Below are 24,257 nucleotides of genomic sequence, written 5' to 3'. Positions count from 1 at the left end.
GCAAGCAGCCGGGCGGAGCAGGTTGGATTTTACCCGGCTGCTTGGCTCCTTAAAGATACCTATTCGACCACGATTTCGTCGGTGGCAAACCAGGTTTTTTTGCCTTCACTGGGGTGCCCGGCTGGGCAGACACCGGCGTTTTTAGCGCGTATACGCACGTAACGAGCCCGACCCGTCCGGAAATCGGCCACCACAGGCAGGATCGACCAGGGGCCGTTCAACTCGTAGGTTACGGGTTGGGCAATAGCCTCTTTGAAGTCCTGCCCATCGCGCGAGAGAGCCACCTCTACGGAGGTCGGCGGGAAGCCTCCTTCCAGAATGATCTTCAGGAAATTGAGCGACACTTTCGAGACACTCGTAACCTCGCCCAGATCCAGCGTCAGGTCCAGGTCGGTGCCGTAGACACTGACCCACTGGCGCCGGTCGCGGGGTGTTTCGCCCCGTACGCCATCGGTCAGTTTCAGGTTGTTGGCGGTAGCATCGCCCTGCGGAGCAGTGGCGTAGGTGTAAGGCTTATTCTTAGCCTTATGCAGGGTGAAGGTTTGGGTGAGCCGGCCCCCCGTCTGGGTGATAGCGCGCAGGGTTGTTGTCTTGGTCAGGGTGATAGGGCCGCTGTATTCGCTGCTCTTCTCGCTGGGTTCTTTGCCATTGGTCGTAAAGAAAATGCGGCTGTCGGCATCGAGCTTGGTTAACTTCACCTGAACCTGCCCCTGCTCATTGGCCTGCGTTTGCGCCGATATATCGAACAGTCGTTTGGCGTAGTTGACCCGGCTGGCGTCCAGTTTGGGAAGGTGATTCTTTAGCCGCATCGCAAAGTCCTCGAAGTTGCGCGGGCCAGCGGGCATCCAGCCGATCTCGGCCAGCGCCAGCGCCCGGGGCCAGACCATATACTCGACCGACTCCGGGGTTGGCATGTACTCGGTCCAGATATTACCCTGCACACCCAGAATATACTTCTGCTGCTCGGCCGTTAGCTCAGCGGGCATGGGTTCGTAGGCATAGACCTTATCGAGGGGCAGGTAGCCGCCAATGGCTAGGGGTTCGGTGGCGGGGTTGCCCTGGTAATAATCCAGGTAGCAGTTATCGGTAGGGGTCATGATGACCGTATGCTTCTGTTTGGCAGCAGCGATGCCACCCGCTGTACCGCGCCAGCTCATGATCGTTGCGTTGGGGGCGACACCGCCCTCCAGAATTTCGTCCCAGCCAATGATACTCCGGCCTTTGCTGTTCAGGAATTTCTCCATCCGCCGGATGAAGTAGCTCTGCAGTTCGTTTTCGTCTCTGAGCTTATTCTTCTTCATAAGCTCCTGGCAGAACGCGCTTTGTTTCCAGGCCGTTTTCGGGCACTCGTCACCTCCTACGTGTATGTACTTACCCGGAAAGAGAGCCACAACTTCGGTCAGTACGTCCTGCAAAAAAGTAAACGTTTTCTCCGACGGGCAAAATACGTCGTCGAAGACACCCCAGTGGGTAGCCACCGTATAGGCTTTGGTGGGTTCGCAGCCCAGCTCGGGATAGGCAGCCAGAGCGGCCCGCGCGTGACCCGGCATCTCGATTTCGGGAACGATCGTGATGAAGCGGCTCTGCGCGTACCGGACTACCTCCCGAATGTCGTTCTGCGTGTAGAACCCGCCATGCGGTTTGCCGTCGTACTGCATGGGGTAGTTCTGGTAAAACTGACCAACGAGGGTTTCGGGGCGCTGGCTGCCGATCTGGGTCAGCTTCGGGTATTTCTTAATCTCGATCCGCCAGCCCTGATCGTCGGTCAGGTGCCAGTGGAAGGTGTTCTGTTTATGCATGGCCATCAGATCGATGAACTTCTTCACGAACGATACCGGCATAAAATGGCGGCTGACGTCCAGCATCAGACCCCGATGGCCGAAGCGTGGTTTATCGGTAATCTGGCAGGCGGGCAGTCGGTTGTCCGTCAGGAGTTGCCGCAGGGTCTGGGTGGCGTAGAACAGGCCCCGTGGAGTTGCGGCTTCGGCAGTTACTTTACCCGGTGCTACGGTCAGTTTGTAGCCCTCGTCGCCCAGGGTTAACTTTTTGTTGATGGTCAGGAAAATATGCGCGCCTTTGGCCAGGGCCGGGCTGGCAGCCGCCAGGGTAAGGGTGGGTCCATTGGCTGCTTTGACCTGACTCGCAAAGGTCTGGGCTACGGCCCGTACGCCCGCATCGGTACCGGGCGCGGTAACCACACGGGTGGTGCTGGTAATGGAAAACTGGCCATCCTGACCGGCAAAACGGGCTGGAAACGGAATGAGGTTATACTGGTTTTCGGGTTGTTGACCGATAGCTGCAAAAGAGAGGAGTAACAGACCAATCAGGTACTTCATACGGAAGATGGGGCAAGAATGAACGGGCAAGGTAAGCACGATCGACCGTATGAAAAAGCAACCCCCCATCCAGATGGTCTGGATGGGGGGGTGAGGCTAGCCATTTTCGTTGGCTTATTTAGACTTGGCCGATGGCTTCTTGACCGTCGTTTTTTTCGCCGTCGGCGCTTTGGCTGTAGCCTTGGTTTTACCGGTTGATCCTGCCTTTTTCGCCGTCGGTTTACCGGCGGACTCTTCGCCCTCGCCGGCCAGTTTCAAACAGTCTTCCAGGGTCAGCGAGGCCGCGTCTACATCCTTCGGGATGCGTACGTTTCGTTTGCCCACGGCCAGATAAGGGCCGTACTGACCGTTTACAATCTTGATCTCGGGCCGCTCGGCAAACTCTTTTATGTACTTGTTGGCTTCTGCCTGCCGCTTCTGCTGGATGAGCTCGATAGCCCGCTCCAGGCTGAGCTCGGCCAGCGACTCATTGCGCGGGATGGAAATGTATTTGTCGAGGTGCTTCACGTACGGACCAAACCGGCCTTTGCCCGTGGTAACCAGTGTGCCCTCAAACTCGCCCAGCGATTCGCTGACCGACTCGGCCCGTTTCTGCTGAATCAGCTCAATAGCCCGTTCGGCTGAGATCGTATAAGGGTCGTCGTCGCGGGTGAGCGATACGTATTTGCCGTCGTGCTTAACGTAGGGGCCAAACTTGCCGATACCGATGGTCATGGCCTGGTCTTCGAAGAAACCAACCTCACGGGGAAGGGCGAAGAGGTTCATGGCCTCGTCGAGGGTAATGGTTTCGATCAGCTGGCCGTCGCGCAGGTTGGCATAGCGGGGCTTCTCTTCGTCGCTGGCTTCACCGATCTGCACGTAGGCCCCGTATTTGCCCAGTCGGGCCGAAACGGGTTTGCCGGTAGCCGGATCTGCGCCCAGCACGCGTTCGCCGGTTTTGAACGACACGCCCGATGAACCCTGTATATCTTCAATGTTCTTGTGGAAATCAACGTAGAAGTCGCCAAGCATGGTTTGCCAGTTAACCTTACCATCGGCAATTTCATCGAACTCTTTCTCGACCGTAGCCGTGAATTTGTAATCGACAATGTCCGGGAAGTACTCGACCAGAAAATCATTTACTACAATGCCCGTGTTGGTCGGGAAGAGCTTGGCTTTTTCGGAACCGAACGTTTCCTTTCCGCTCGTCTCGCTGATCTGATTCTGCTGCAGGGTGTATTCGACGTACTTACGCTCCTGGCCGGGCTTATCCTGCTTGACAACATAGCCGCGGTTGATAATCGTTGATATGGTTGGCGCATAGGTGGAAGGACGGCCAATGCCCATTTCTTCGAGTTTCTTCACCAGCGAGGCTTCGGCGTAGCGGGGCTGCGGCCGGGTAAACTTCTCGGTAGCTTTCATCTGACCGAGGGTCAGGTCCTGTCCGATGCGGAGGGGCGGGAGCATGCCTTTGGCATCTTCATCATCCTCGTCATCTTTCGATTCCATATATACCCGCAGAAAGCCGTCGAACTTGATGACCTCACCCTGCGCAACCAGTTCTTTAGGGAAGCCGGCCGAGTTCGATTTGCCGCTGGCAACGGGCGCATCGAACGGGCTGTCGTCCAGGTTAGCCTGTACCGAAACTGACTGGCCATTGGCAAAACCAATGGCAATCGTCACGGTGGTGCGCTCCAGCTGGGCGTCGGCCATCTGCGAGGCAATGGCGCGTTTCCAGATCAGTTCGTAGAGTCGTTTCTGATCGCGGTCGGCGCCGGCGTTGCGGTCGTTGAAGTTCGTGGGCCGAATGGCTTCGTGGGCTTCCTGGGCCGACTCGTTTTTGGTTTTGAACTGCCGGGTCTGCACGTACTTGTCGCCGAATTCGCTTTCAATTTCGGCTTTCGCTTTGCCGATGGCTTCCTGCGAGAGGCTGGTCGAGTCGGTACGCATGTAGGAAATCTTACCGGCTTCGTACAGATTCTGCGCGATGCGCATGGTTCGGTCTACCGAGTAGCCCAGTTTACGCGACGCTTCCTGTTGCAGGGTAGAGGTCGTAAAGGGGGGCGCGGGCGACTTCTTGGCGGGCTTGGTCTCCAGGTTCCGGATCGTAAATGAAGCGCCAATGCAGGCATCCAGGAATGCCCGGGCATCGCCGGCGGTGGGGAAGTTCTTCGGCAGCTCAGCGTTCAGTACCTTATTGCCGTCGACAATGAACTGGGCCGTAACTTTAAACGACGATTTCGACGAGTGGGCATCGATTTCGCGCTCGCGCTCTACGACGAGCCGCAACGCAACCGATTGCACACGCCCGGCCGATAAACTCTGTCCACCTTTGATCTTGCGCCATAAAACGGGCGAAAGTTCGTAACCAACCAGCCGGTCCAGCACACGCCGGGCCTGCTGAGCATTCACCAGATCGACGTCGATGGTACGGGGCGACTGGATGGCGTTCAGGATCGCGTTTTTGGTGATTTCCCGAAAAACGATGCGTTTGGTGTTGTCGCGCAGGCCGAGGGCTTCTTTCAGATGCCAGGAGATAGCTTCGCCCTCGCGGTCATCGTCCGTTGCCAGCCATACCTCTTCGGCCGACTTAGCCAGCGATTTCAGTTCACTCACCAGTTTTTTCTTGTCGGGCGATATTTCGTACGAGGGCCGGAATCCGTTCGCGACATCGACGGCCAGTCCGTCTTTGGGCAGATCACGGACGTGGCCGAAGCTCGACTTCACGGTAAAGTCTTTGCCTAAGTAGCCTTCAATGGTCTTGGCCTTCGCTGGCGACTCCACAATGACTAAGTTCTTCGACATGTTGTGTGTTCAGGTTGATAATGGCTCCGGGACATTTATCCCGCGGTAGATTACATCAGCATTTCAGTCCAGACCGGGTCAATCTGGCCGACGTCCATACTGGCTGACCTTATGCAGGTCGAGCCAAATATAGGCGCAAACAAATTGACTTATGCAAATGCACAAAATGCGTACGGCGGGAAAAGATCGGAGAATGGCTCCCTTTTATAACGCCATACGGTTGGTCAACGTTCGTTTACTGGGTCGTAAGGCGTGTATAAATCAACGTTTAATTACTTTGTTTTAGTTACTACCAAAATACATGCCTGATTCGGGCTAAATAGCTCCTGATCGGTTGCCTGGTTGAACCCGGAGGGGCCCAAAAAAGGGTATCCCATACTATAGGATACCCTTTTTTGGGACGGGCTGTAGTCCGTCTATGGCTTGATGTCGCCCCGAATCTCACCAGCCGGGTAGGCTGCGGTATGGAGGTTGGCATAGTAAAATCCGTTCAGCAGACTGTCGACCCGGCCAGGCGTTGCCAGGGTCGTAGTGCCGGAGATGGGTGAGCTCAAACTGGTGAAAGGAATCTCAACGGGCCCATTACCAATGGTCGAGTAGGGGGTAATGCGGTGCAGGTGCCCCATAACCGGCGTCAGGCCCGAATAGGTAACGGTATAGCTGAGCACCCGGGTAACCGGATCGACCAGCCCCGTAAAGGTCCCCGTACCCGATGACGTAACGGGCGTGGGTTTTTCCGACGCTCCGTTGAGTGTGGCTTTTAGCCGAATTATCCCTTTAGGCCGAATGTTACCTCGGATCTCACCGGCGGGGTAGGCTACCGTATGGAGGTTGGCGTAATAGAATCCGTTGATCAGGCTATCGACTCGGCTGGTCGTTGCCAGGGTTGTCGTACCAATAATAGGCGAATCGAGGGTAGTAAAGGGGATCTCAACCGGTCCGTTGCCAACCGCTGAGTTGGGCGTGATGCGGTGCAAATGGCCCATGGTTGGCCGCAAACCGGTGTAGGTAACGGTATAGCTGAGCACCCGGGTCGAGCGATCAAGCACGCCAACGAACGAGCCAGTGGCGGCTGTTGTTACCGAGACTGGCCGTTCGGCGGCCCCACTCAGGGTGGCTACCAGCTCAATTCTGGCGTCGGGCGGAGCAGCCTGATGATCGTTACAGGCATAGAAGGTGGCGGCCAGACAGACGAGTAACGCCACGGCCAGCAGGGTAGCTAGTTTGTTCATATAGGTAAAAGAGTAAGGGGTATAAGTAGAGTTTTGTCAAAGCTACTGATACTTATGTAATTACCACTAGAGCCAGCAGGAGATATACGTAAGATTGTGCCGACCGGGTACGGTCTGTTAAGGCTACCGGACAAAAAAAGGGTCTTCATAAAAGTTAGCCCACACAAGAGCTTGTTTGGGGAAGCTATTGGCTGAGGTTAGTCGGCTCGAAAGGCGGGCCTTTTCTACCCCCCCAGCCCCCTAAAGGAACGGTTGGCCGCTGCCGGAGCCCATTCGGCGAGGCTGGGGGTGAGAAATCCGGATATGAATCTTCGGGTTATGATGAGTCAACAGCCCCTGTCGCCGGGAATCTGAGCCGGCTCGGGCAAGCTAGCCGTGAGAATATTTCCAAAACGAAATAGAATCCTCTAATTTTGACCCGCTAACTGGAATCCATTTACTGAATTTGCTGGTTAGCTTACTAGATACCCTATTCAGTACCTTATAATCCGTTATTATCATGGCTTTTGATGTCGACATGATTCAACGCGTGTATGCCGGTTTGGGCGAGCGCATTGAAGCAGCCCGGCAGGTAGTGGGCCGCCCACTGACCCTGTCGGAAAAAATCTTATACAGTCACCTCTTTGCCGGTGCCGGTACCTCGGCCCAACCCACGCAGGCATATGAGCGGGGTAAAGCATACGTAGACTTCGCGCCTGACCGGGTAGCTATGCAGGATGCAACGGCCCAGATGGCCCTGCTGCAGTTTATGCAGGCCGGTCGGCCGCAGGTGGCTGTTCCATCGACGGTGCACTGCGACCACCTGATCCAGGCTGAAGTAGGTGCCGATAAAGACCTCGACATTGCGAAAAGCAAAAACAAAGAAGTATATGACTTCCTGGCGTCGATCTCGAATAAATACGGCATTGGTTTCTGGAAGCCGGGCGCCGGCATCATTCACCAGGTGGTGATCGAGAACTATGCATTTCCGGGGGGCATGATGATCGGTACCGATTCGCACACGCCCAATGCCGGTGGTCTGGGTATGATTGCGATCGGTGTTGGTGGGGCCGATGCCTGCGACGTGATGGCGGGCCTGGCCTGGGAGCTTAAAATGCCCAAGCTGATTGGCGTAAAACTAACGGGTAAACTGAGCGGCTGGGCATCAGCCAAGGATGTGATCCTGCGGGTGGCGGGTATCCTGACCGTAAAAGGCGGTACGGGCTGCATCGTCGAATACTTCGGCGAAGGGGCCGAAAGTCTGTCGGCTACCGGCAAAGGTACGATCTGTAACATGGGTGCTGAGATCGGCGCTACCACGTCGATTTTTGCCTATGATGAGGCCATGGCCAACTACCTGCGGGCTACCAGCCGCGCCGATATTGCCGATGCGGCTGAAGCCGTAAAAGCGCATCTGCGTTCCGACGACGAGGTCTATGCCGACCCGGCAACGTACTACGATCAGCTGATCGAGATTGATCTGAACACCCTGGAGCCGCACATCAACGGCCCGTTCACGCCCGATCTGGCCTGGCCGCTGTCGAACTTTGCCAAAGCGGTGAAAGAAAACGGCTGGCCCGAAAAACTGGAGGTAGGCCTGATCGGTTCCTGCACCAACTCGAGCTACGAAGACCTGACCCGGTCGGCGTCGGTAGCGGCTCAGGCGGTTAGCAAAAACCTGAAAGTCCGGTCGGAGTTCACCGTTACCCCTGGCTCGGAGCTGGTGCGGTTTACGGCCGAGCGCGACGGGCTGCTGGGCACGTTTGAAGACATGGGGGGCGTAGTGCTGGCCAACGCCTGCGGACCCTGCATCGGCCAGTGGGCGCGTCACATGGACGATCCGACCCGCAAGAACTCGATCATCACGTCGTTCAACCGCAACTTCGCCAAGCGGAACGATGGCAACGCCAGCACCCACGCCTTCGTGGCGTCGCCCGAAATCGTGACGGCTCTGGCCATTGCCGGTGACCTGACCTTCAACCCGATGACCGATACGCTGACCAACGAAAATGGGGAGCAGGTGAAACTCGATGAGCCGCAGGGTATCGAGCAGCCCGTTAAAGGCTATGCCGTCGACGACGCCGGTTATCAGGCTCCTGCCGAAGACGGATCGGGGGTTCAGGTAATCGTATCGCCCACCTCGGATCGTCTGCAGTTGCTGGCTCCGTTTGCTGCCTGGGAAGGTACCGACCTGGCCGGTCTCAAGCTGCTCATCAAAGCCAAAGGCAAGTGTACTACCGACCATATTTCGATGGCCGGTCCGTGGCTGAAATACCGCGGGCACCTCGACAATATCTCGAACAACATGCTGATCGGCGCTGTCAACTTCTACAATGAGAAGACCAACAGCGTGAAAAACCAGCTCACGGGCGAGTACGGCGAAGTACCGGCGGTGCAGCGGGCGTATAAAGCGGCTGGCATCGGATCGGTCGTGGTAGGCGACGAGAACTATGGCGAAGGCTCATCGCGTGAGCACGCGGCTATGGAACCCCGCTTCCTGGGCGTTCGGGCCATTCTGGTGCGGTCGTTTGCCCGTATCCACGAAACCAACCTGAAAAAGCAGGGTATGCTGGCGCTGACGTTTGCCAACCCAGCCGACTATGACAAAATTCAGGAAGATGACAGCATCGATATCACCGGCCTGACCGAGTTCGCTCCGGGTCGTCCGCTGGGTATTGTGCTTCACCATGCCGACGGTACCACCGATGAGTTCCAGGCGAATCATACCTACAACCAGGGACAGATCGAGTGGTTCAAGGCGGGTGCTGCGCTGAACATCATCCGGATGAAGCAAAACGCGTAAATCCGATGACGGACCTGCTGTCTGTCATTGACTATAAAAAAACCGGCTGGCGGTCCTTACGGATTGCCAGCCGGTTTTTTTGCATCTCACCCGGACATGAGTAGCTGTTGGATTCGGTTACTTCAATTTTTCAACGGCTTCTTTCAGGCCGGCAAACTGACGTTTCTTCTGAAGAATCGTCGGGGCGGCCACCCGTTCGCGGCAGTCGAAGATCCCGCAGCGTTCGCAGGCTTCGTTCACAATCCGAAAGGGGATGTCGTTGTTGGTCGTCGTCAGGAATTTCATCTTGGCCCGCAGGGCATCGTTGATCGCGAAACACATCGACACGCTCATATTCTGCTGGGCGGTCTGGCCACCCACGCGGGCCTGGAACGGGTGGGCTACCGAAACAATCAGGTACTGTTGCCGGGTGTCGAAATACTCCGATACCTGCGCCCGGCAGAGCGTACCGTCGAAGCCTTTGTTCTGTTGCAGAAACGATAGCTCCTGCAGGATGGTCAGCGCGATCCACCGGCGACAGTAGTGCTCATCGACCATGCCGCGGGGCCCCTGTTGCCGCGACAGGTGCATCTCTTTGGTCAGATGAAAGGTCGTTTGGCCCGCCGTATGGTTGAACCGGTAAAAGAAAAGCTGATCGATGCCGAACGCACTCGGCAGCACGTTGCTGAGCCGGTAGAAGAACCGCTCGGGCGTAGCGCCAAAGTCGGTGATGAGCTGCAGAAAATCGTCATTGCTCCAGGTGTCGCGGGCAAACAGCGCGCTCAGCCGCTCCACCAGCTGGTCGCGCCGGATCAGGATGGCGCCGGCAAAATAAGACGCTTTGTAGTTATTCAGAATCTGCTCGAACGACTCGGCCTCAACCCACGAATAGGTGTAGGGCCGGTTTTTGAGGCTCATGAACTGAAACCCCACTTCGCGGGCCAGAATGAACGACCGCTGCTCGAGCGTAAGGCCCGCGTTGAGGTGCAGGGTTCGCTTTTCGGCCGGGGCATTTGCGGACGATACCGCCCGGCCGGGCCTGAAAATAGACCGCAGGGCCGTCAGTTCGGGCTGCGTGAGCGGGTCGAAGTACTCGATATGAATATTGTACTGGGTCTTGAGCAGGTTGGTCAGCAGGGCTTCGTCGACGGCCTGACCCGAGGGCGCAAACTGATTGAGGAACCGTTCGGCATCAGCTTCGATATCCGGGAAAAAGTTGTCGTGCATTTCCTGATACGAGCGCAGCATGGTCAGGTACAGCCGTTCTACGCTCATGTTGTAGGTGAGGGCGATGTCCATGAACGTACGGATCATGGCACTCACTTTGGCGGGGGCTTCGGCCAGCAGCTCGAGCAGGTCAGACGGGTCGATGCCGAAGAGTTCGAGCGGTACCTCGGTCAGGAATTTTGACCGCAGCAGGTCCGAGATCGGTTCCAGTTTCTTGCTCAGCTTCAGGGAAACCAGCGTGTCATAGTCGACCTGCATGGCATTGGCAAGCGCCGAGATCTTGTCGGCTTTCGGGTATTTCCGGCCTTTCTCTATCTCGGTCACGTACGAGACAGACAGGCCGGCCTGCTGGGCCAGCTCACTGACCGACAGCCCCCGGTCAAGGCGGAGCTGGCGGAGTTTGAGGCCGAATAACAGGCGAATATGGTCAGCGGGTAGGTTCAATGGAATGAAGAACGATAAATGGTCAGAACCAGGTGATGGCAGGCTACTGGCAAACGGGCCAGTGCTGGTCACGTCAGTAAAAGTACGAAAAGTGCACGGGAACCGGTGTCATGTTCTGAAAAGGCTGCGGCTGTTCGGATGGCGTTGAAAAATACAACCCCGGTTCCAACCCTGTGCGGATCGACAGACTCTTCGGTACAACCTGATTGTTCCCGCCACAATGACCTTCATAAACCTAACGACGCTGGTTGTATGCCTGCTGACGCTCGGCGCCTGCCAGTTTACCCATCCTGAACACGAAATTCATTTTCGGGTAACCAACCAAACCGCTTCGGCCCTTGATCAGCTCCGGTTCTCGACAGCCGACGGACAGGGCCAAACGGCGGCTTACCGGCTACCGGCCGGTGCTTCCCTGACGGTTCCTTTTAGGTTCGCGAATATCGACAAAACGGATGGCAGCTACCACATGACCTACGTGCATGCCGCTACGGCTGATACCATAACCAGGGAATTCGGATACTACACCAACGGCCACCCACTCGACAAAGAACTGGTGCTCGACGTGTTCGCCGGCACGGTGCGGATAGGCCGGGTTGCGCATTCGTACTAAGCCAGTATATGACTGCCTGATCGGGAGAAAATAGCTCGCCTGTACTTGTCTAGACAAGTTGGGGTGCCTACATTTGTCTATGCTTACCCGCCCGCGTCAGTACCTGCTTATCTACGAGTCGCTGAAGACCCAGCTGACGGCTGGTGTTTACCCCAAGGGGTCGTTGCTGCCGTCGGAGAACGAGCTGGCGGGTCAGTTTCAGACCACGCGAACAACCGTCCGGCAGGCGCTTACCGAACTGGTCCGGGACGGCTATATTGAACGACAGCACGGGCGGGGGAGTATTGTTCGGTCCGAACGGCAGACCCTGGGTTTGCTGTCGTTCCAGGGGTTTTCGGAGGTGGTAGCCGGTGACCATGCGGTTCGGACTACCTTTCTGAAACCCATCACCCTACAGGACTGGCCGTCGGCCTTCGTTTTTCCGCTGACCGATACCGAACGGGTTCTCGATTGTCTGGCGCTGGAACGGATCCGGTACGCGGATGAACACCCGGTCATGCTCGAGTACACCTTCGTGCCCAACGTCGGTCTCGACGATATGCTGACCAACGACCTGCTGGACGGCTCCCTGTTTCGAACCCTGCACCAGCGCTACCAGCTTGCCATCATCGACATGCAGCAGCGGCTCTATGCCGTGGGTGCAACGGCCCGGCAGGCGGCTGTGTTCGGGTGTGCGCTGCATACCCCTTTGCTGTATATGGAGCGCCGGTATCTGACCAGCCGGCCGGGACTGCACGTGTATAGCCAGTTATACTGCCATACCGATAAGTACGCCATCAGCAATGGTCTGTAACCCTTAAACCCTGTATAAACCACGTAATCATGACGCCTAATCAGACTTTGATCCGCGAGATCGCCAAGATGATCGATCATTCGCTGTTGCACCCCACCCTGACCGACGCCGAACTGCGCGAAGGCTGCCAGCTGGCGCTGCGTTATGAGGTAGCGTCGGTCTGTATCAAGCCCTATGCCGTACCCCTGGCCAGTGAGCTGCTGGCCGGCTCTGACGTGCTGGTGGGTACGGTCATCGGTTTCCCGGCCGGTAACAGTGCCGTTTCCATCAAGGTGGCCGAAACCATTCAGGCCTGCCTCGACGGCGCCGTCGAGATCGATATGGTCGTCAATCTGGGCAAGGTGCTGGCCGAAGACTGGGACTACGTGACCAGCGAAATCCGGTCGGTTAATACCGCCTGTACAGACCATGGCGCTATTCTGAAGGTTATTTTCGAAAATGACTACCTGCCCGATGATCGCTACAAGATTCGTCTGTGTGACATCTGTACCGAGGTAGGGGTCGCGTTTGTCAAGACATCGACAGGGTATGGCTTCGTGAAGGGAAGCGATGGCAAGTACAGCTACGAAGGCGCTACCCTGCCTGACCTGCGCCTGATGCTCGACCACGTTGGCCCCGGTGTGCGCGTTAAGGCGGCCGGTGGTGTACGAACGCTCGATGGGCTGCTGACCGTCAAAGACATGGGCGTATCGCGGCTGGGCGCTTCGGCTACGGCAGCTATTCTGGAGGAAGCGTACCGGCGGTTCGGTGCTGTAGCGGCCGACACGCCCGTAGCGCCCATAACCGAAGGTAAAGGCTATTGATCAGTGGGCCGTAGGCTGGCCACCGGGCTGCTTGCAAAGTATTCGTTCCGGTGGTCAGACTACGCCCGGTTGCTTTACCGTCGTCAGGAGCGGTCGAAGCGGCTTAGCTGGAACGGGCTGATAGTGAACCCGGTCCGGCCCTCCAGGGCCAGCTCGGCCAGCACCTGCCCAACCGCGGCTGAGTGTTTGAAGCCATGTCCCGAGCAGGCCGAAGCCAATAGGACGTCGCGATGCTCGGGGTGCTGATCAATGATAAAGTCGCCATCGGGCGTCATGGTGTAGAGGCAAACGACCGACTTCACGCACTGTGGTCCGATACCGACGAAATTAGGCGCAACGTACTGCTCGTACATCTGCCGGGTTTCCGACTCGCTGACGGTCCGGTCTACCGTGTGCGGACTAGTGGCGTACTCGTAGGTTTCCGTAGCCAGCTTGATCCCTCCCTCTGGGCCACCCACCGCCGGAAACCCGTATACATTCCGTTCGTTCAGGATAAACACCGGCAGGGCATCGGGTGTGTAGCGGGTATAGTCGCCTTCGATGCCGAACCAGTACAGCACCTGCCGGTTCACCGTCAGCAACTCGCGATATGGGGTCTGGCGCAGCGATTCGGTGATCCAGGAACCGGTTGTCAGGATTAGCTTCCGGCCGTGGTAGACCCCCTGATCCGTCTGTACCCGAATGCCGCCATCGGTGGCCGTAAACCCGAGCAGACGCTCCTGCGTACGAACGGTAGCGCCCTGCTGCCGGGCCTGTTCCAGCTGGGCAGTCACGCAGCGTTCCGGCCGCAGAAAACCGGCTTCTTCTTCAAAATACCCAATGTCGCCCGGTCGGTATCGGAACTGGGGAAACTGCCTCCGGAGCGACTCGGTATCCAGTACCTGGTGGGGAATGCCAAACTGCTCGGCGGCCCGGATGGTAGTGTCGAGCCAGCCCGGCTTATGATGCATAGCCACCGTTGAGTTCGGCTGCCCCACGAACAGCCCACCCGTACTGGTCAGCAGCTGATGGCCGGTACGTTGCTCGAGGTCGCGCCAGATGGCATAGGAGCGCAGCGCCAGCGGTACAAAATGGGCACCTTCGCCAATGGCCTGCCGCGTTATTCGGGTATCGCCGTGGGTCGACCCCATCGTATGCGGGGGCGAAAACTGGTCAAAGCCCAGCACTCTGGGCGTATGGGCCGAGAGCTGGTAGAGGGCGGCACTGCCCATGGCACCAAGCCCAACAACAATAGCATCGAAGATCATAGGCTGTACATAGGGGTGGGGTCATGGCCGCAGGGGCACAGGCCAGCCTGCCGGGCAAAAGTAGGGGTATGGGTTTGGTTGGGACGGCCTGTAGCCATAAAAATCAGCGGCTGGAGGACGCCCAACCGGTTCGTCTGGTATCCATTCTCAAAAGTAACAGGGATTGACTCATTTGTGACAGGCGCTCCGCCCGGTCTGGCCGACCTTTGATCTATCCAAAACGGACAAACCGATTCAACTCCATACAATCATGAAAACGCTCATCAAACCCCTGCTCGTTGCCTTTTCGCTGATCCTGATCAGCCTGACTGTTTCGCTGGCCGCTGGTAACCCCGGCCGTCGCCCCGCCCGCATCGCTACCTTCCAGAGCGGTGTCTATATCACCGCCGAAGGGAAAGTTAAAGTGGCTCTCGATAAACAAACCGGTGGCGCCGTTACGCTTCGACTGATGACCGCTGCCGGCCAGGAGCTATTTGTTCAACAGGTTGGCAAGAATCAGACGATGACCCGTATGCAGCTGGATGTGAGCAACCTGCCCGACGGTGCCTATCAGCTGGTTGTTTCCAACGGCGTAGACACCACGACTCACGAACTGACGCTCGCTACCAAACAGCCGGTAGCCAGCCCCCGACGCGTTGTGCTGAACTAAACAGATAATCCGTCTGTAGCCTTTCCTCAGTAACCCGATTAACTACCTCAATCAGGACGGCACGGTCAGGGATCGTGCCGTCTGTGTATAAACCAGTCCGATGGTATAGCTATAGCTGGTCAATCGATTTTTGTGTAGTACATTGGCTCCGGGTTGGGCCTGTACGCACAAGACCGGCTTACCTTTCCCAACGAGCTTATTACGTGCTGCTAGCTGATCGATGAAGACCAAATTACTTCTGGTAGACGATGAAGCCGATCTGGCGGCTCTGTTTCGCCAGCGTTTCCGCCAGGCTATTCAAAAAGGAACCTACGAATTTGTCTTTAGCCAGGATGCGGAGGAGGCTCTGTCGATTCTGGAACAGCAGCCCGATATCGATCTGGTGCTGACGGATATTAACATGCCCGGCATGGATGGACTGACCCTGCTGGATCGCATAACCCGAACCAACCCGCTGCTGTGTACGATCATGATCACCGCCTATGGCAACATGAATACCATCCGGACGGCGATGAACAGGGGGGCCTTCGACTTTGTTACCAAACCCATCGACTTCGAAGACCTTGAAGCAACCCTCGTCAAAGCCACCCACCACGTTCGGCAGATGCGGGAGGCCCGGGAGCTGAAGCTCATGGACGAGGTGAAGACGCGCTTCTTTACCAACATCACCCATGAGCTGCGAACCCCACTGTCGCTGATCGTTTCCCCGGTCGATAAACTGCTGGAGACGGCAGACCTGCCCGACGGTTTGCGCGAGCAGCTGCTTACGGTGCGTCGGAATGCCCGCCAGAGCCTGCGGCTGATTGATCAGCTGCTGGCCATCGACCAGCTCGAAGCCCGGCAGGTAGAGCTGGTCGACCAGATCGGGGATCTGCCCGAATTCGTAGGGCAGGTCGTCGAGCTGTTCCGCCCGTCGACGGCGACAAAAAATCTGCAGCTAGTGTACGAGACCGACCTGCCCGCGGGGAGCTACCGGTTCGACGCCGGCAAATGGGAAACGATCCTGTTCAACCTGCTGACCAACGCCATTCGATTCACCGACGTTGGCTCGATAACCGTTTCGCTCCGGCAAATAACCACGGGCGTTCGCCTGACGGTTCGCGATACCGGCATCGGCATCACGGCACATAAGCTGCCCCATATCTTCGATCGTTTTTATCAGGGCGATAATCTGCGCATCCGGTCCAACGACAGTACCGGGATCAGCCTGGCGCTGGTACGCGAACTGACCCTGCGGCTGGGCGGGGTCATTGAGGTCGATAGCCAGATTGATGGGCCTAACGGCGAGTCGGGTACGGTGTTCGTGCTGGATCTACCCGTTCAGCGCACAAGCGAAGCGCAGGCAACTCCGGCGGCCATAGTCCCCGACCTGGTGATCGACCTGCCGGCGCTACCCGGCAGCGCAGCTAAAAAACCGGCCACCAGCGGTGCTGAGTCGACCCCGCTGGTCCTGGTCGTTGAAGACAATGCCGAACTGCGCGAATTCATGACGACCGAACTGGCTACGAGCTACCGCGTACGGTCGGCGGCTAACGGCTACGATGGCTGGGTTCTGGCCAAAGAAGAACTGCCAGCTATCGTGATTACCGATCTGATGATGCCCCGGCTGGACGGCTACGACCTGATTGAGCGGCTGAAGTCCGATCCGGCCACGGATCATATTGCGGTTGTGTTGCTCACGGCCAGCGTCGGCGAGGAGCAGCGACTGCGGGGACTGAGCCTAGGCGCCGACGATTTCCTGGCCAAACCGTTTCACCTGGGCGAACTGCGGCTGCGGCTACGGAACCTGCTGAACAGCCAGCAACGCCTGCGGGAACATTACCGGCAGCAGCTGGCCCAACCCGATAGCGCCACGCCACTGGATACCGTCGGCGATCAGTTTCTCAAAAAGGTATACACGCTCATCGAAGAACATCTGGACGACTCCACCCTGAGTGTAGAATGGCTGGCCGATAAACTGGCCATGAGCCGGAAAGCGCTGTACCTGAAAATACATAACCTCACCCACCTCTCGCCCGTGGAGCTGATTCGGCAATACCGGCTTCGGAAAGCCATCGATCTGCTCCGGCTGGGTCATAGCGCGGCTGAAACGGCGTATCTGGTGGGTTTTGAAACCCCGTCGTATTTCACGAAAGTGTTCCGGGAGTTTTACAAGCAGACGCCAACCGCCTACGTCAAAGGCTAACCGGCGGAGCTGGGCCGGCAGCAACGGGGTGGCCCGGAGCGTTCTGATCGGTTACAGGGGCCTGGTGGCAAACGAGCGCTGGTACTGGAGGGGGCTCTTGCCGGTAATGTGCTTAAACTTTTTATAGAAGCAGGTAAAATTATTAAACCCGCTTTCGTAACAAATCTGCTTGATACTCATGTTCGTGTTGATGAGGAGCTTGCAGGCATTGCCTATGCGGATCTCCAGCAGGAACTGCGTATACTGCTTGCCGGTTCGGGACCTGAAATAGCGGCAGAACGAATTCGGAACCAGGCCCGCCAGCGAAGCTACATCGTCGAGCCGGATCTTTTCCTGAAAATGGTTGAGGGTGTAAGCGTAGATGGTGTTTATCCGCTCATGTTCCACCTCCGAGGCTTCGTGCTGGAAGCCCATCGACGCCAGCAGGCAGCTTTCGTCGGCCTGGCTGGCCGACAGCAGACACTCCATCAGCGCAATCAGCTGGTACGTTCCTTCGGCTTTATACAGCGTTTCCATCAGGCCGGCCACCCGCTGACCGGCCTCACCCGTGAGCCGGATGCCCCGCCGGGCCCGGTCCAGTACGGCTTTCAGCACCGCGTTCTCGGGAAGACTCAGAAACCGGTCGCCCCAGAAGTTTTCGGTGAAATGGATAACGGTCGAATAAGGTTGCTGGCTGGCTTCGGCCGCGTCGTCCCGGTCGTAGTGCCAGTAGTGAGGCAGGTTAGTACCAACCAGCACCACATCTCCGGGGTGGAACCGGCGAATGTTGTCGCCGACAAACTGGGTGCCGCTTCCCCGGTGAAAGTGAATCAGCTCCACTTCAGTATGGCAGTGCCAGCGGCTGTTGATGTTGGGCAGGTAGTCACGCCGAACGCTGAACGATCGGTTGGGGGCCGTGGCGACCTGTAAACGTTGAGGCTTCATTACATTATTACACGTAAAAACGGGTCTTAATGTTGTAAACAGGTTAAAATAGCTTACTATGTTGGTAATTTACTAATTAATCGGCAAAAAGAAATAGTAGTCCTTTGCGCTGGGGATCACAGCGCCCTTCTGTATGAAAACACTTACCTGCACCGCACCTGGTCAACTGGATTACCGAACCGACTCGCTGCCGGCGCTCCAGCCTGGGCATGCGATCATCCGGGTCACCCGAATCGGTATCTGCGGCACCGACCTGCATGCCTATGAGGGTACGCAGCCGTATTTCAGCTATCCGCGCGTGCTGGGACACGAACTGGCGGGCGAACTGGTCGAAGTCGACGGCGATACGGGCTTCGTTCCCGGCGAGGCCGTTACCATTATGCCGTACTTTCACTGCGGCCGCTGCATAGCCTGCCGGGTTGGCAAGACCAACTGCTGCGAGCGGATGCAGGTTTGCGGGGTCCACATAGACGGCGGTATGACCGAATACCTGATGGTGCCAGCTTACGCGCTGCTTCATGGCCACGGCCTGACCTACGACGAACTGGCGCTGGTTGAGCCGCTGGCTATCGGGGTGCACGGGCTTCGGCGGGCGGGCGTACAGGCGGGTGAGCACGTGCTGGTGGTCGGCGCGGGGCCCATCGGCCTGGGCATCATCGCGTTTGCGCAACTGGCCGGCGCGCAGGTAACAGCGCTGGACGTTAACGACAGCCGGCTTGGTTTCTGTCGGCAGCAGCTTGGGCTGACCCGTACGGTTAACCCCCGTACCGAAGAGGCTCATCAGGCGATCAGTGCCTATACCGGCGGGGACATGCCGACGGTGATTATTGATGCTACCGGTAATCTGAACGCCATTGAGCAGAGTTTCAGCTATCTGGCCCACGGTGGCCGCTACGTACTGGTCGGTCTTCAGCGGCAGCTCATCAGCTTCAGCCACCCTGAATTTCACAAACGGGAAGCCACCCTCATGAGCAGCCGCAACGCGACCCGTGCCGATTTCGATCAGGTCATCGACGCCATCCGGGCTGGTCATATCGAGGCTTCCAGCTACATCACCCACCGGGTTCTGTTCGATCAGGTTGGTGAGCAGTTCAGCAGCTGGCTCGATCCCGACACGGGTGTGATTAAAGCCATGGTGAGCCTACCCTGATCAATACAAACTGATTATTCGTAAACCCTTAATCCAGTATTTTAATGAACAGACGACACATCCTGAAGGGGATAGGGGGCCTCGTACCCGGCTGGTATTTGTCACAGCTGCCCGCCTGGGCACGCCCCGCTGCCTGGTCTGGCCCTGGCGAGCCAATGGCAACGGGAAAGTTCAAGCCCACCTGGGAGTCGCTCCGGCAGTATAGCGTACCCGACTGGTACCGCGATGCGAAGTTTGGCATATGGGCCCACTGGGGCGCCCAATGCCAGCCCGAACATGGCGACTGGTACGCCCGATCGATGTATGACGAAGGCAGCAACGACTACAAGTTCCACGTCGAGAAATACGGCCATCCCTCCAAAGCTGGTTTTAAGGACGTTATTCATCAGTGGAAAGCCGAAAACTGGAATCCTGATCAGTTACTGAGCCTCTACAAACGGGCCGGGGCGCAGTATTTCATGGCGATGGCGAATCACCACGACAATTTCGACAACTACGACAGCAAGTACCAGTCCTGGAACTCGACCCGGCTGGGGCCCAAGAAAGATATCATCGGGGGCTGGGCCCGGGCTGCGCGTCAGCATGGGCTTCGGTTTGGGGTCAGTATACACGCTGCCCATGCCTGGACCTGGTACGAAACCGCCCAGCGCGCCGACAAAAACGGGCCGCTGGCGGGCGTACCCTATGACGGAAAGCTGACCAAAGCCGACGGAAAAGGTACCTGGTGGGAAGGCTACGACCCGCAGGAACTGTATGCCCAGAACCACGCCCTGAGCGAGGGAAGTGAAAAAACCAATACCATCCACCGGCAGTGGGAGTGGGGGAACGGCGCCAATGTACCGACGAGCGAGTACATCGAAAAATTCTACAACCGCACCGTTGACCTGATCAACAAGTACGAACCCGAGGTGGTCTATTTCGATGATACGGCGCTACCACTCTGGCCGGTCAGCGATGCGGGGCTGCGGATTGCGGCCCACCTGTACAACAGCAACATGAAGCGCCACGGTGGTAAGCTGGAAGCCGTCGTGAATGGCAAAATTCTGACGCCCGACCAGCAGAAATGCATGGTCTGGGACATTGAGCGCGGCCAGTCGAACCAGATCGAGCCCTTTGTCTGGCAAACCGACACCTGCATCGGGAGCTGGCACTACGACCGGCGCGTCTACGAGGGTAACCGGTACAAGACGCCCCAGACGGTGATTCATACCCTGGCCGATGTGGTCAGCAAAAACGGTAACCTCCTCCTGAGCGTACCTGTCCGCGCCGATGGCAGCATCGACGAAAAAGAAACGGCGGTGGTAGAAGGCATAGCCAGCTGGATGGCTGTCAATAAGGAAAGCATTTTCGGGACCCGTCCGTGGCGGGTATTTGGCGAAGGCCCCGCCCTCGAATCGGCCGCTCCGCTCAGTGCCCAGGGCTTTAACGAAGGAAAAGGAAAACCGTTTGGCCCCGAAGATATTCGGTTTACCCAGAAAGGGAATACCCTGTATGCGATTGTGATGGGATGGCCGGCCAGTGGTGTCGTGCGTATTAAAAACCTGGGCACCAACGCAGCCGCGGCCCGGGACCAATCCGTAAAACAGGTTGAACTGATGGGACATACCGGCCCATTGTCTATAAACCGAACGGCCGAAGCGCTGGAAGTAACGCTGCCAGCCCGTAAAACCGGCGACTATGCCCACTGCCTCCGGATCGTGTAAGTAAGGCGTAAATCATAAGTGGTTGAAAGCCGGCGAACAGTCTTGTTTGCTGGCTTTTTGTTTTGCTCAGGTATTGAAGGGCTTGTAGTGGGCGACTGACGAAGCTATGGGTAAGGTTTATAAGATTATTCCTACTTAACAAGGGTTAAATACTGTGAAAGGTTAAAATAACTTACTAATCAGATAATATATAAACCCTATAAATTAAGAAATACTTTTCCTTTGTATCGTTCTATTTAGAATTGACTTGTCTGGCCGGACTTTCTGATTATCAGTGTATTTCTTTCATGTGTTCTGTCCTGCCCAGGGGCGGATACTGCTTTCTATTTCAGGCCTTTTTTCACCTATCAACTTATGAAACAGCACGTTTTACGCGTCTGGAAATTGTCCGCGCTTCCGGCCTGTATACTATTCTTCGGAACAGGCAACGGTCTGTCGGTCTATGCCGCTTCTAACCATTCGGTCAGGATAAACTCATCAACCTTGCAGGCTGACCGGCCTGTTACGGGGAAAATAACCGGTGATAACGGGGAAGCGTTGCCGGGGGTCAACATCCAGATCAAAGGCACTACCCGCGGTACTTCCAGCGATGCCAATGGCGCCTTTCGGCTGAGTATCCCCGACGAGACAGGGACGGTGCTGGTGTTCTCGTTTATCGGCTATGTGTCCCAGGAAATACCCATCGGCAATCAGTCTACGGTCGATGTAACCCTCAGGACCGACAGCAAATCACTCAATGAAGTGGTCGTCGTGGGCTACGGAACCCAGCGCAAAGCCGACCTGACGGGAGCCGTGTCGGCCATTTCAGCCGGTGATTTCGATAATACCATCAATACGAACGTGGGCCAGGCGCTGCAGGGTCGGGCTGCCGGAGTACAGGTTACCCAGAACACCGGCAAACCTGGCGACAATGCCATCATTCGCGTACGGGGCGTTGGCACGACTGGTAACAGCAATGCGTTGTACGTTATCGACGGCGTTATTACCGATGGCGGCATTGCCAATATCAACCCCGATGATATCGAGTCGATGACGGTACTGAAAGACGCGGCCTCGTCGGCTATTTACGGCGCCCGGGCCGCTAACGGAGTGGTGCTGATCACGACCAAACGAGGCAAAGCTGGGGTTGGGCGGGTTAGCTTTTCCATGTATTACGGCACCCAGAAAGCCTGGCGGTTGCCGAAGATGGCTAACGCACGCGAGTTTGCGACGTTACAGAACGAAGCCCGTCGAAACGCCGGTCTGGCTCCCTACTGGAATAATCCGGATTCGCTGGGAGTGGGTAACGATAAAATCGGGGAGATTTTCCAGACGGCTCCCATTCAGAACTACCATCTGTCGGTATCGGGTGGGTCCGAGAAATCGCAGTATTCCGTATCGCTGGGCTACTTCAATCAGGTCGGTATCGGCATCGGCGTGGGCTACGACCGGTACTCGCTGAACGTTACCTCAGACCACCAGGTGCTTAAAAAACTGCGATTCGGCAACAGCCTGTCGCTGACGCGCGGTAACCAGACCAGCGGCCAGTGGAACGAGACCTTCGTGAACGCCATTCGGTTCTCGCCCACGATTCCGAAATACATGCCCGATGGGAACTATGGCTATGCTACCCTGCCCGGCGAACAGATCGGATACCTTTCGTCGCTCGGGAGCGCCTACCTGTTTCAGAACGACCTGGCCCGCTACCGGTTGCTCGGCAATGTGTACGGCGAATATCAGTTTACTCCTGAACTGAAGTTTCGGGCTACCATCGGTACTGACATCATCTTTGAGAACGGCACCAATTTCGTACCTACCTACGCGTTCGGCGGTCGAACCAATACGGTCAATTCGCTCGACCGGTCCAATGTCATCAACCTGACGTGGCTCAACGAAAACCTCCTCTCGTACGATAAGAAAATCGGTAAACATGGTATTTCGGCGCTGGCCGGTATTACCCAGCAGTCTAACCGCTTCGAGAATTTCACGGCCCACCGCGAGAGTTTCCCCAATAATGACATTCGGGTGCTGGACGCGGGTGCGCTGAACGACCGGGCCCGGGGAAGCGCATCCGAATGGTCGATTCGGTCGTTTCTGAGCCGGGTTAATTACAACTATGACGAGAAGTACCTGCTCTCAGCCAACCTCCGGGTCGATGGGTCGTCGCGCTTTGGGGCGGGTAATCGGTATGGGGTGTTCCCGTCTTTCGCGGCCGGCTGGCGTATTTCGGGTGAGCCGTTTATGGAAAATGTGCGGCTGATCAACGACCTGAAGCTGCGGGCCAGCTGGGGCCAGCTCGGTAACCAGGAGATCGGGCTGTACTCGTTCACGACGGGTCTGAACCTGGGTCAGAACTACGTGCTCGGCAGCGGCCAGACGGTGGCGCCGGGGGTAGCTCCCACGGCACTGGGAAACCCGGATATCCGGTGGGAAACTACTACGATGCAGGATATTGGTATTGACCTGGCCCTGCTCAACAACCGGGTGTCGGTAACGGCCGACTACTTCATTAAGGATACCCGCGACATGCTGGTGCAGGTGCCTATTCCGGGGACTACGGGGGTTACCACCGCGCCGTACCAGAACGTGGGGGCCGTGCGTAACTCGGGCTTCGAGCTGGCCGTCACCTACCGGCAAAACGCAGGTCCGTTTCGCTGGGACGTGAGCGCCAATATGGGAACCATTAAGAACCGGGTGATCTCGCTGGCGGGTCTGCCCATTATCTCGGGCGTGTTCAAAACCGCCGAGGGGCAGCCGATCAACTCCATATTCGGCTATGTGCAGGAGGGTATTTTCCAGAATCAGGCCGAGATTGACGGTCACGCCCGGCAGCAGAATGCCCAGCCCGGCGACATCAAATGGAAAGATATAAACGGTGATGGCATCATCAATGACCTTGACCGTGACTATATCGGTAATACCATTCCGCGCCTGTCGTACGGTCTGACGGCCAATGCCAGCTACAAAGGGTTCGACCTGAGCATTTTTGTGCAGGGCATCCAGGGGCGTGAACTCTACCTCGACGGAACCGGTGGTCGACGGCTCATGGACAACTTCGACAACACAACCGCCGATTACCTGAGCCGCTGGACCGGACCGGGAACCAGTAACCGCGTGCCCCGGCTGGTTTGGGGCGACCCCAGCAACAACCGGCGTACGTCTAGTTTCTGGGTATATGACGCCAGTTACATGCGGATACGTAACCTGCAGCTGGGATATACCCTGCCGAAAGGGACGCTGGGACTGGGTCGGCTGCGGGTGTACGCCAGCTGCCAGAACCTACTGACACTTACGCCTTATCCCTGGTTCGACCCGGAAGTGGGGGCGGGTATCGATAATAACTTCACCGACCTGATGACCTATCCGCAGCCCCGTACCATCCTGGGCGGTATCAACATCGATTTTTAACGGGTTCCCCAACCATAATCTC

The 24,257-nt window shown here is 57.1% G+C and carries 15 protein-coding genes; 9 read left to right on the top strand and 6 right to left on the bottom strand.

The genetic code is table 11. From position 1 onward, the window contains the following. Positions 1 to 59: 59 nt before the first annotated feature. The 3 genes from EQG79_RS14875 to EQG79_RS31545 all read right to left on the bottom strand — a co-directional run bounded on the left by EQG79_RS14875 (position 60) and on the right by EQG79_RS31545 (position 6,352). Positions 60 to 2,336 carry a glycoside hydrolase family 20 protein gene (locus EQG79_RS14875; protein ID WP_129602240.1) on the bottom strand — a complete coding sequence of 759 codons (2,277 nt, stop codon included), beginning with the start codon at positions 2,334 to 2,336 and terminating at the stop codon, positions 60 to 62. 114 nt (positions 2,337 to 2,450) lie between these two features. Beyond that, entirely contained in the window at positions 2,451 to 5,120 is a 2,670-nt protein-coding gene (topA, locus tag EQG79_RS14870; protein WP_129602238.1) for a type I DNA topoisomerase, read from the bottom strand. A gap of 416 nt (positions 5,121 to 5,536) precedes the next feature. Then, the gene (locus EQG79_RS31545) at positions 5,537 to 6,352 is read right to left on the bottom strand and encodes a CHRD domain-containing protein (protein ID WP_129602236.1); all 816 of its coding nucleotides are present in this window, start codon (positions 6,350 to 6,352) and stop codon (positions 5,537 to 5,539) included. 499 nt (positions 6,353 to 6,851) lie between these two features. Here EQG79_RS31545 and EQG79_RS14860 point away from each other — a divergent pair, with 499 nt between their 5' ends. Beyond that, positions 6,852 to 9,134, top strand: a complete 2,283-nt coding sequence (locus EQG79_RS14860; RefSeq protein ID WP_077919797.1) for an aconitate hydratase — start codon at positions 6,852 to 6,854, stop codon at positions 9,132 to 9,134. A gap of 117 nt (positions 9,135 to 9,251) precedes the next feature. Here the strand turns inward: EQG79_RS14860 and EQG79_RS14855 are convergent, their stop codons facing one another. Beyond that, positions 9,252 to 10,784 (bottom strand): helix-turn-helix domain-containing protein, encoded by a 1,533-nt coding sequence (locus tag EQG79_RS14855; protein ID WP_129602293.1) that lies wholly within the window; start codon positions 10,782 to 10,784, stop codon positions 9,252 to 9,254. Between the two features lie 220 nt (positions 10,785 to 11,004). On the opposite strand from EQG79_RS14855, the gene EQG79_RS14850 reads away from it, so the two are divergent. The 3 genes from EQG79_RS14850 to deoC all read left to right on the top strand — a co-directional run bounded on the left by EQG79_RS14850 (position 11,005) and on the right by deoC (position 12,990). Beyond that, positions 11,005 to 11,394, top strand: a complete 390-nt coding sequence (locus EQG79_RS14850; protein WP_129602235.1) for a hypothetical protein — start codon at positions 11,005 to 11,007, stop codon at positions 11,392 to 11,394. Between the two features lie 79 nt (positions 11,395 to 11,473). After that, positions 11,474 to 12,187 (top strand): GntR family transcriptional regulator, encoded by a 714-nt coding sequence (locus EQG79_RS14845; RefSeq protein WP_129602234.1) that lies wholly within the window; start codon positions 11,474 to 11,476, stop codon positions 12,185 to 12,187. Positions 12,188 to 12,216: 29 nt separating this feature from the next. After that, positions 12,217 to 12,990, top strand: a complete 774-nt coding sequence (gene deoC / locus EQG79_RS14840) for a deoxyribose-phosphate aldolase (protein ID WP_129602232.1) — start codon at positions 12,217 to 12,219, stop codon at positions 12,988 to 12,990. 83 nt (positions 12,991 to 13,073) lie between these two features. On the opposite strand, the gene solA is transcribed toward deoC, so the two are convergent. Beyond that, a complete protein-coding gene (gene solA, locus EQG79_RS14835; protein WP_129602229.1) occupies positions 13,074 to 14,237 on the bottom strand; it encodes an N-methyl-L-tryptophan oxidase in 1,164 nt (387 codons plus the stop codon). Between the two features lie 250 nt (positions 14,238 to 14,487). Between solA and EQG79_RS14830 the strand changes: the two genes are divergently transcribed. Both EQG79_RS14830 and EQG79_RS14825 read left to right on the top strand, forming a co-directional pair. Next, a complete protein-coding gene (locus EQG79_RS14830; RefSeq protein ID WP_129602227.1) occupies positions 14,488 to 14,886 on the top strand; it encodes a T9SS type A sorting domain-containing protein in 399 nt (132 codons plus the stop codon). Between the two features lie 220 nt (positions 14,887 to 15,106). After that, positions 15,107 to 17,071 carry a response regulator gene (locus EQG79_RS14825; RefSeq protein ID WP_129602225.1) on the top strand — a complete coding sequence of 655 codons (1,965 nt, stop codon included), beginning with the start codon at positions 15,107 to 15,109 and terminating at the stop codon, positions 17,069 to 17,071. A gap of 51 nt (positions 17,072 to 17,122) precedes the next feature. On the opposite strand, the gene EQG79_RS14820 is transcribed toward EQG79_RS14825, so the two are convergent. Then, positions 17,123 to 17,995 carry an AraC family transcriptional regulator gene (locus EQG79_RS14820; protein ID WP_129602223.1) on the bottom strand — a complete coding sequence of 291 codons (873 nt, stop codon included), beginning with the start codon at positions 17,993 to 17,995 and terminating at the stop codon, positions 17,123 to 17,125. Between the two features lie 133 nt (positions 17,996 to 18,128). Here EQG79_RS14820 and EQG79_RS14815 point away from each other — a divergent pair, with 133 nt between their 5' ends. The 3 genes from EQG79_RS14815 (at position 18,129) to EQG79_RS14805 (ending at position 24,235) form a co-directional block, all read left to right on the top strand. Continuing rightward, positions 18,129 to 19,145: a zinc-binding alcohol dehydrogenase family protein gene (locus tag EQG79_RS14815; RefSeq protein WP_129602221.1), complete on the top strand. Its 1,017-nt coding sequence runs from the start codon at positions 18,129 to 18,131 to the stop codon at positions 19,143 to 19,145. Between the two features lie 44 nt (positions 19,146 to 19,189). Next, entirely contained in the window at positions 19,190 to 20,848 is a 1,659-nt protein-coding gene (locus EQG79_RS14810) for an alpha-L-fucosidase (protein WP_129602219.1), read from the top strand. 354 nt (positions 20,849 to 21,202) lie between these two features. Next, entirely contained in the window at positions 21,203 to 24,235 is a 3,033-nt protein-coding gene (locus EQG79_RS14805) for a SusC/RagA family TonB-linked outer membrane protein (RefSeq protein WP_129602217.1), read from the top strand. Positions 24,236 to 24,257: the final 22 nt, after the last annotated feature.

Origin of the sequence: Spirosoma sordidisoli (assembly GCF_004138325.1) — a bacterium.
GTDB lineage: Bacteria > Bacteroidota > Bacteroidia > Cytophagales > Spirosomataceae > Spirosoma > Spirosoma sordidisoli.
The sequence above is the reverse complement of the archived record's forward strand: the minus strand, read 5'-3'. Positions and strand labels throughout refer to the sequence as shown.

Excerpts from the sequence above, each read along its gene's own strand:
- EQG79_RS14875 (WP_129602240.1), bottom strand. The coding sequence starts at position 2,336 with ATGAAGTACCTGATTGGTCTGTTACTCCTCTCTTTTGCAGCTATCGGT.
- topA (WP_129602238.1), bottom strand. The coding sequence starts at position 5,120 with ATGTCGAAGAACTTAGTCATTGTGGAGTCGCCAGCGAAGGCCAAGACC.
- EQG79_RS31545 (WP_129602236.1), bottom strand. The coding sequence starts at position 6,352 with ATGAACAAACTAGCTACCCTGCTGGCCGTGGCGTTACTCGTCTGTCTG.
- EQG79_RS14860 (WP_077919797.1), top strand. The coding sequence starts at position 6,852 with ATGGCTTTTGATGTCGACATGATTCAACGCGTGTATGCCGGTTTGGGC.
- EQG79_RS14850 (WP_129602235.1), top strand. The coding sequence starts at position 11,005 with ATGACCTTCATAAACCTAACGACGCTGGTTGTATGCCTGCTGACGCTC.
- EQG79_RS14845 (WP_129602234.1), top strand. The coding sequence starts at position 11,474 with ATGCTTACCCGCCCGCGTCAGTACCTGCTTATCTACGAGTCGCTGAAG.
- deoC (WP_129602232.1), top strand. The coding sequence starts at position 12,217 with ATGACGCCTAATCAGACTTTGATCCGCGAGATCGCCAAGATGATCGAT.
- solA (WP_129602229.1), bottom strand. The coding sequence starts at position 14,237 with ATGATCTTCGATGCTATTGTTGTTGGGCTTGGTGCCATGGGCAGTGCC.
- EQG79_RS14830 (WP_129602227.1), top strand. The coding sequence starts at position 14,488 with ATGAAAACGCTCATCAAACCCCTGCTCGTTGCCTTTTCGCTGATCCTG.
- EQG79_RS14825 (WP_129602225.1), top strand. The coding sequence starts at position 15,107 with ATGAAGACCAAATTACTTCTGGTAGACGATGAAGCCGATCTGGCGGCT.
- EQG79_RS14820 (WP_129602223.1), bottom strand. The coding sequence starts at position 17,995 with ATGAAGCCTCAACGTTTACAGGTCGCCACGGCCCCCAACCGATCGTTC.
- EQG79_RS14815 (WP_129602221.1), top strand. The coding sequence starts at position 18,129 with ATGAAAACACTTACCTGCACCGCACCTGGTCAACTGGATTACCGAACC.
- EQG79_RS14810 (WP_129602219.1), top strand. The coding sequence starts at position 19,190 with ATGAACAGACGACACATCCTGAAGGGGATAGGGGGCCTCGTACCCGGC.
- EQG79_RS14805 (WP_129602217.1), top strand. The coding sequence starts at position 21,203 with ATGAAACAGCACGTTTTACGCGTCTGGAAATTGTCCGCGCTTCCGGCC.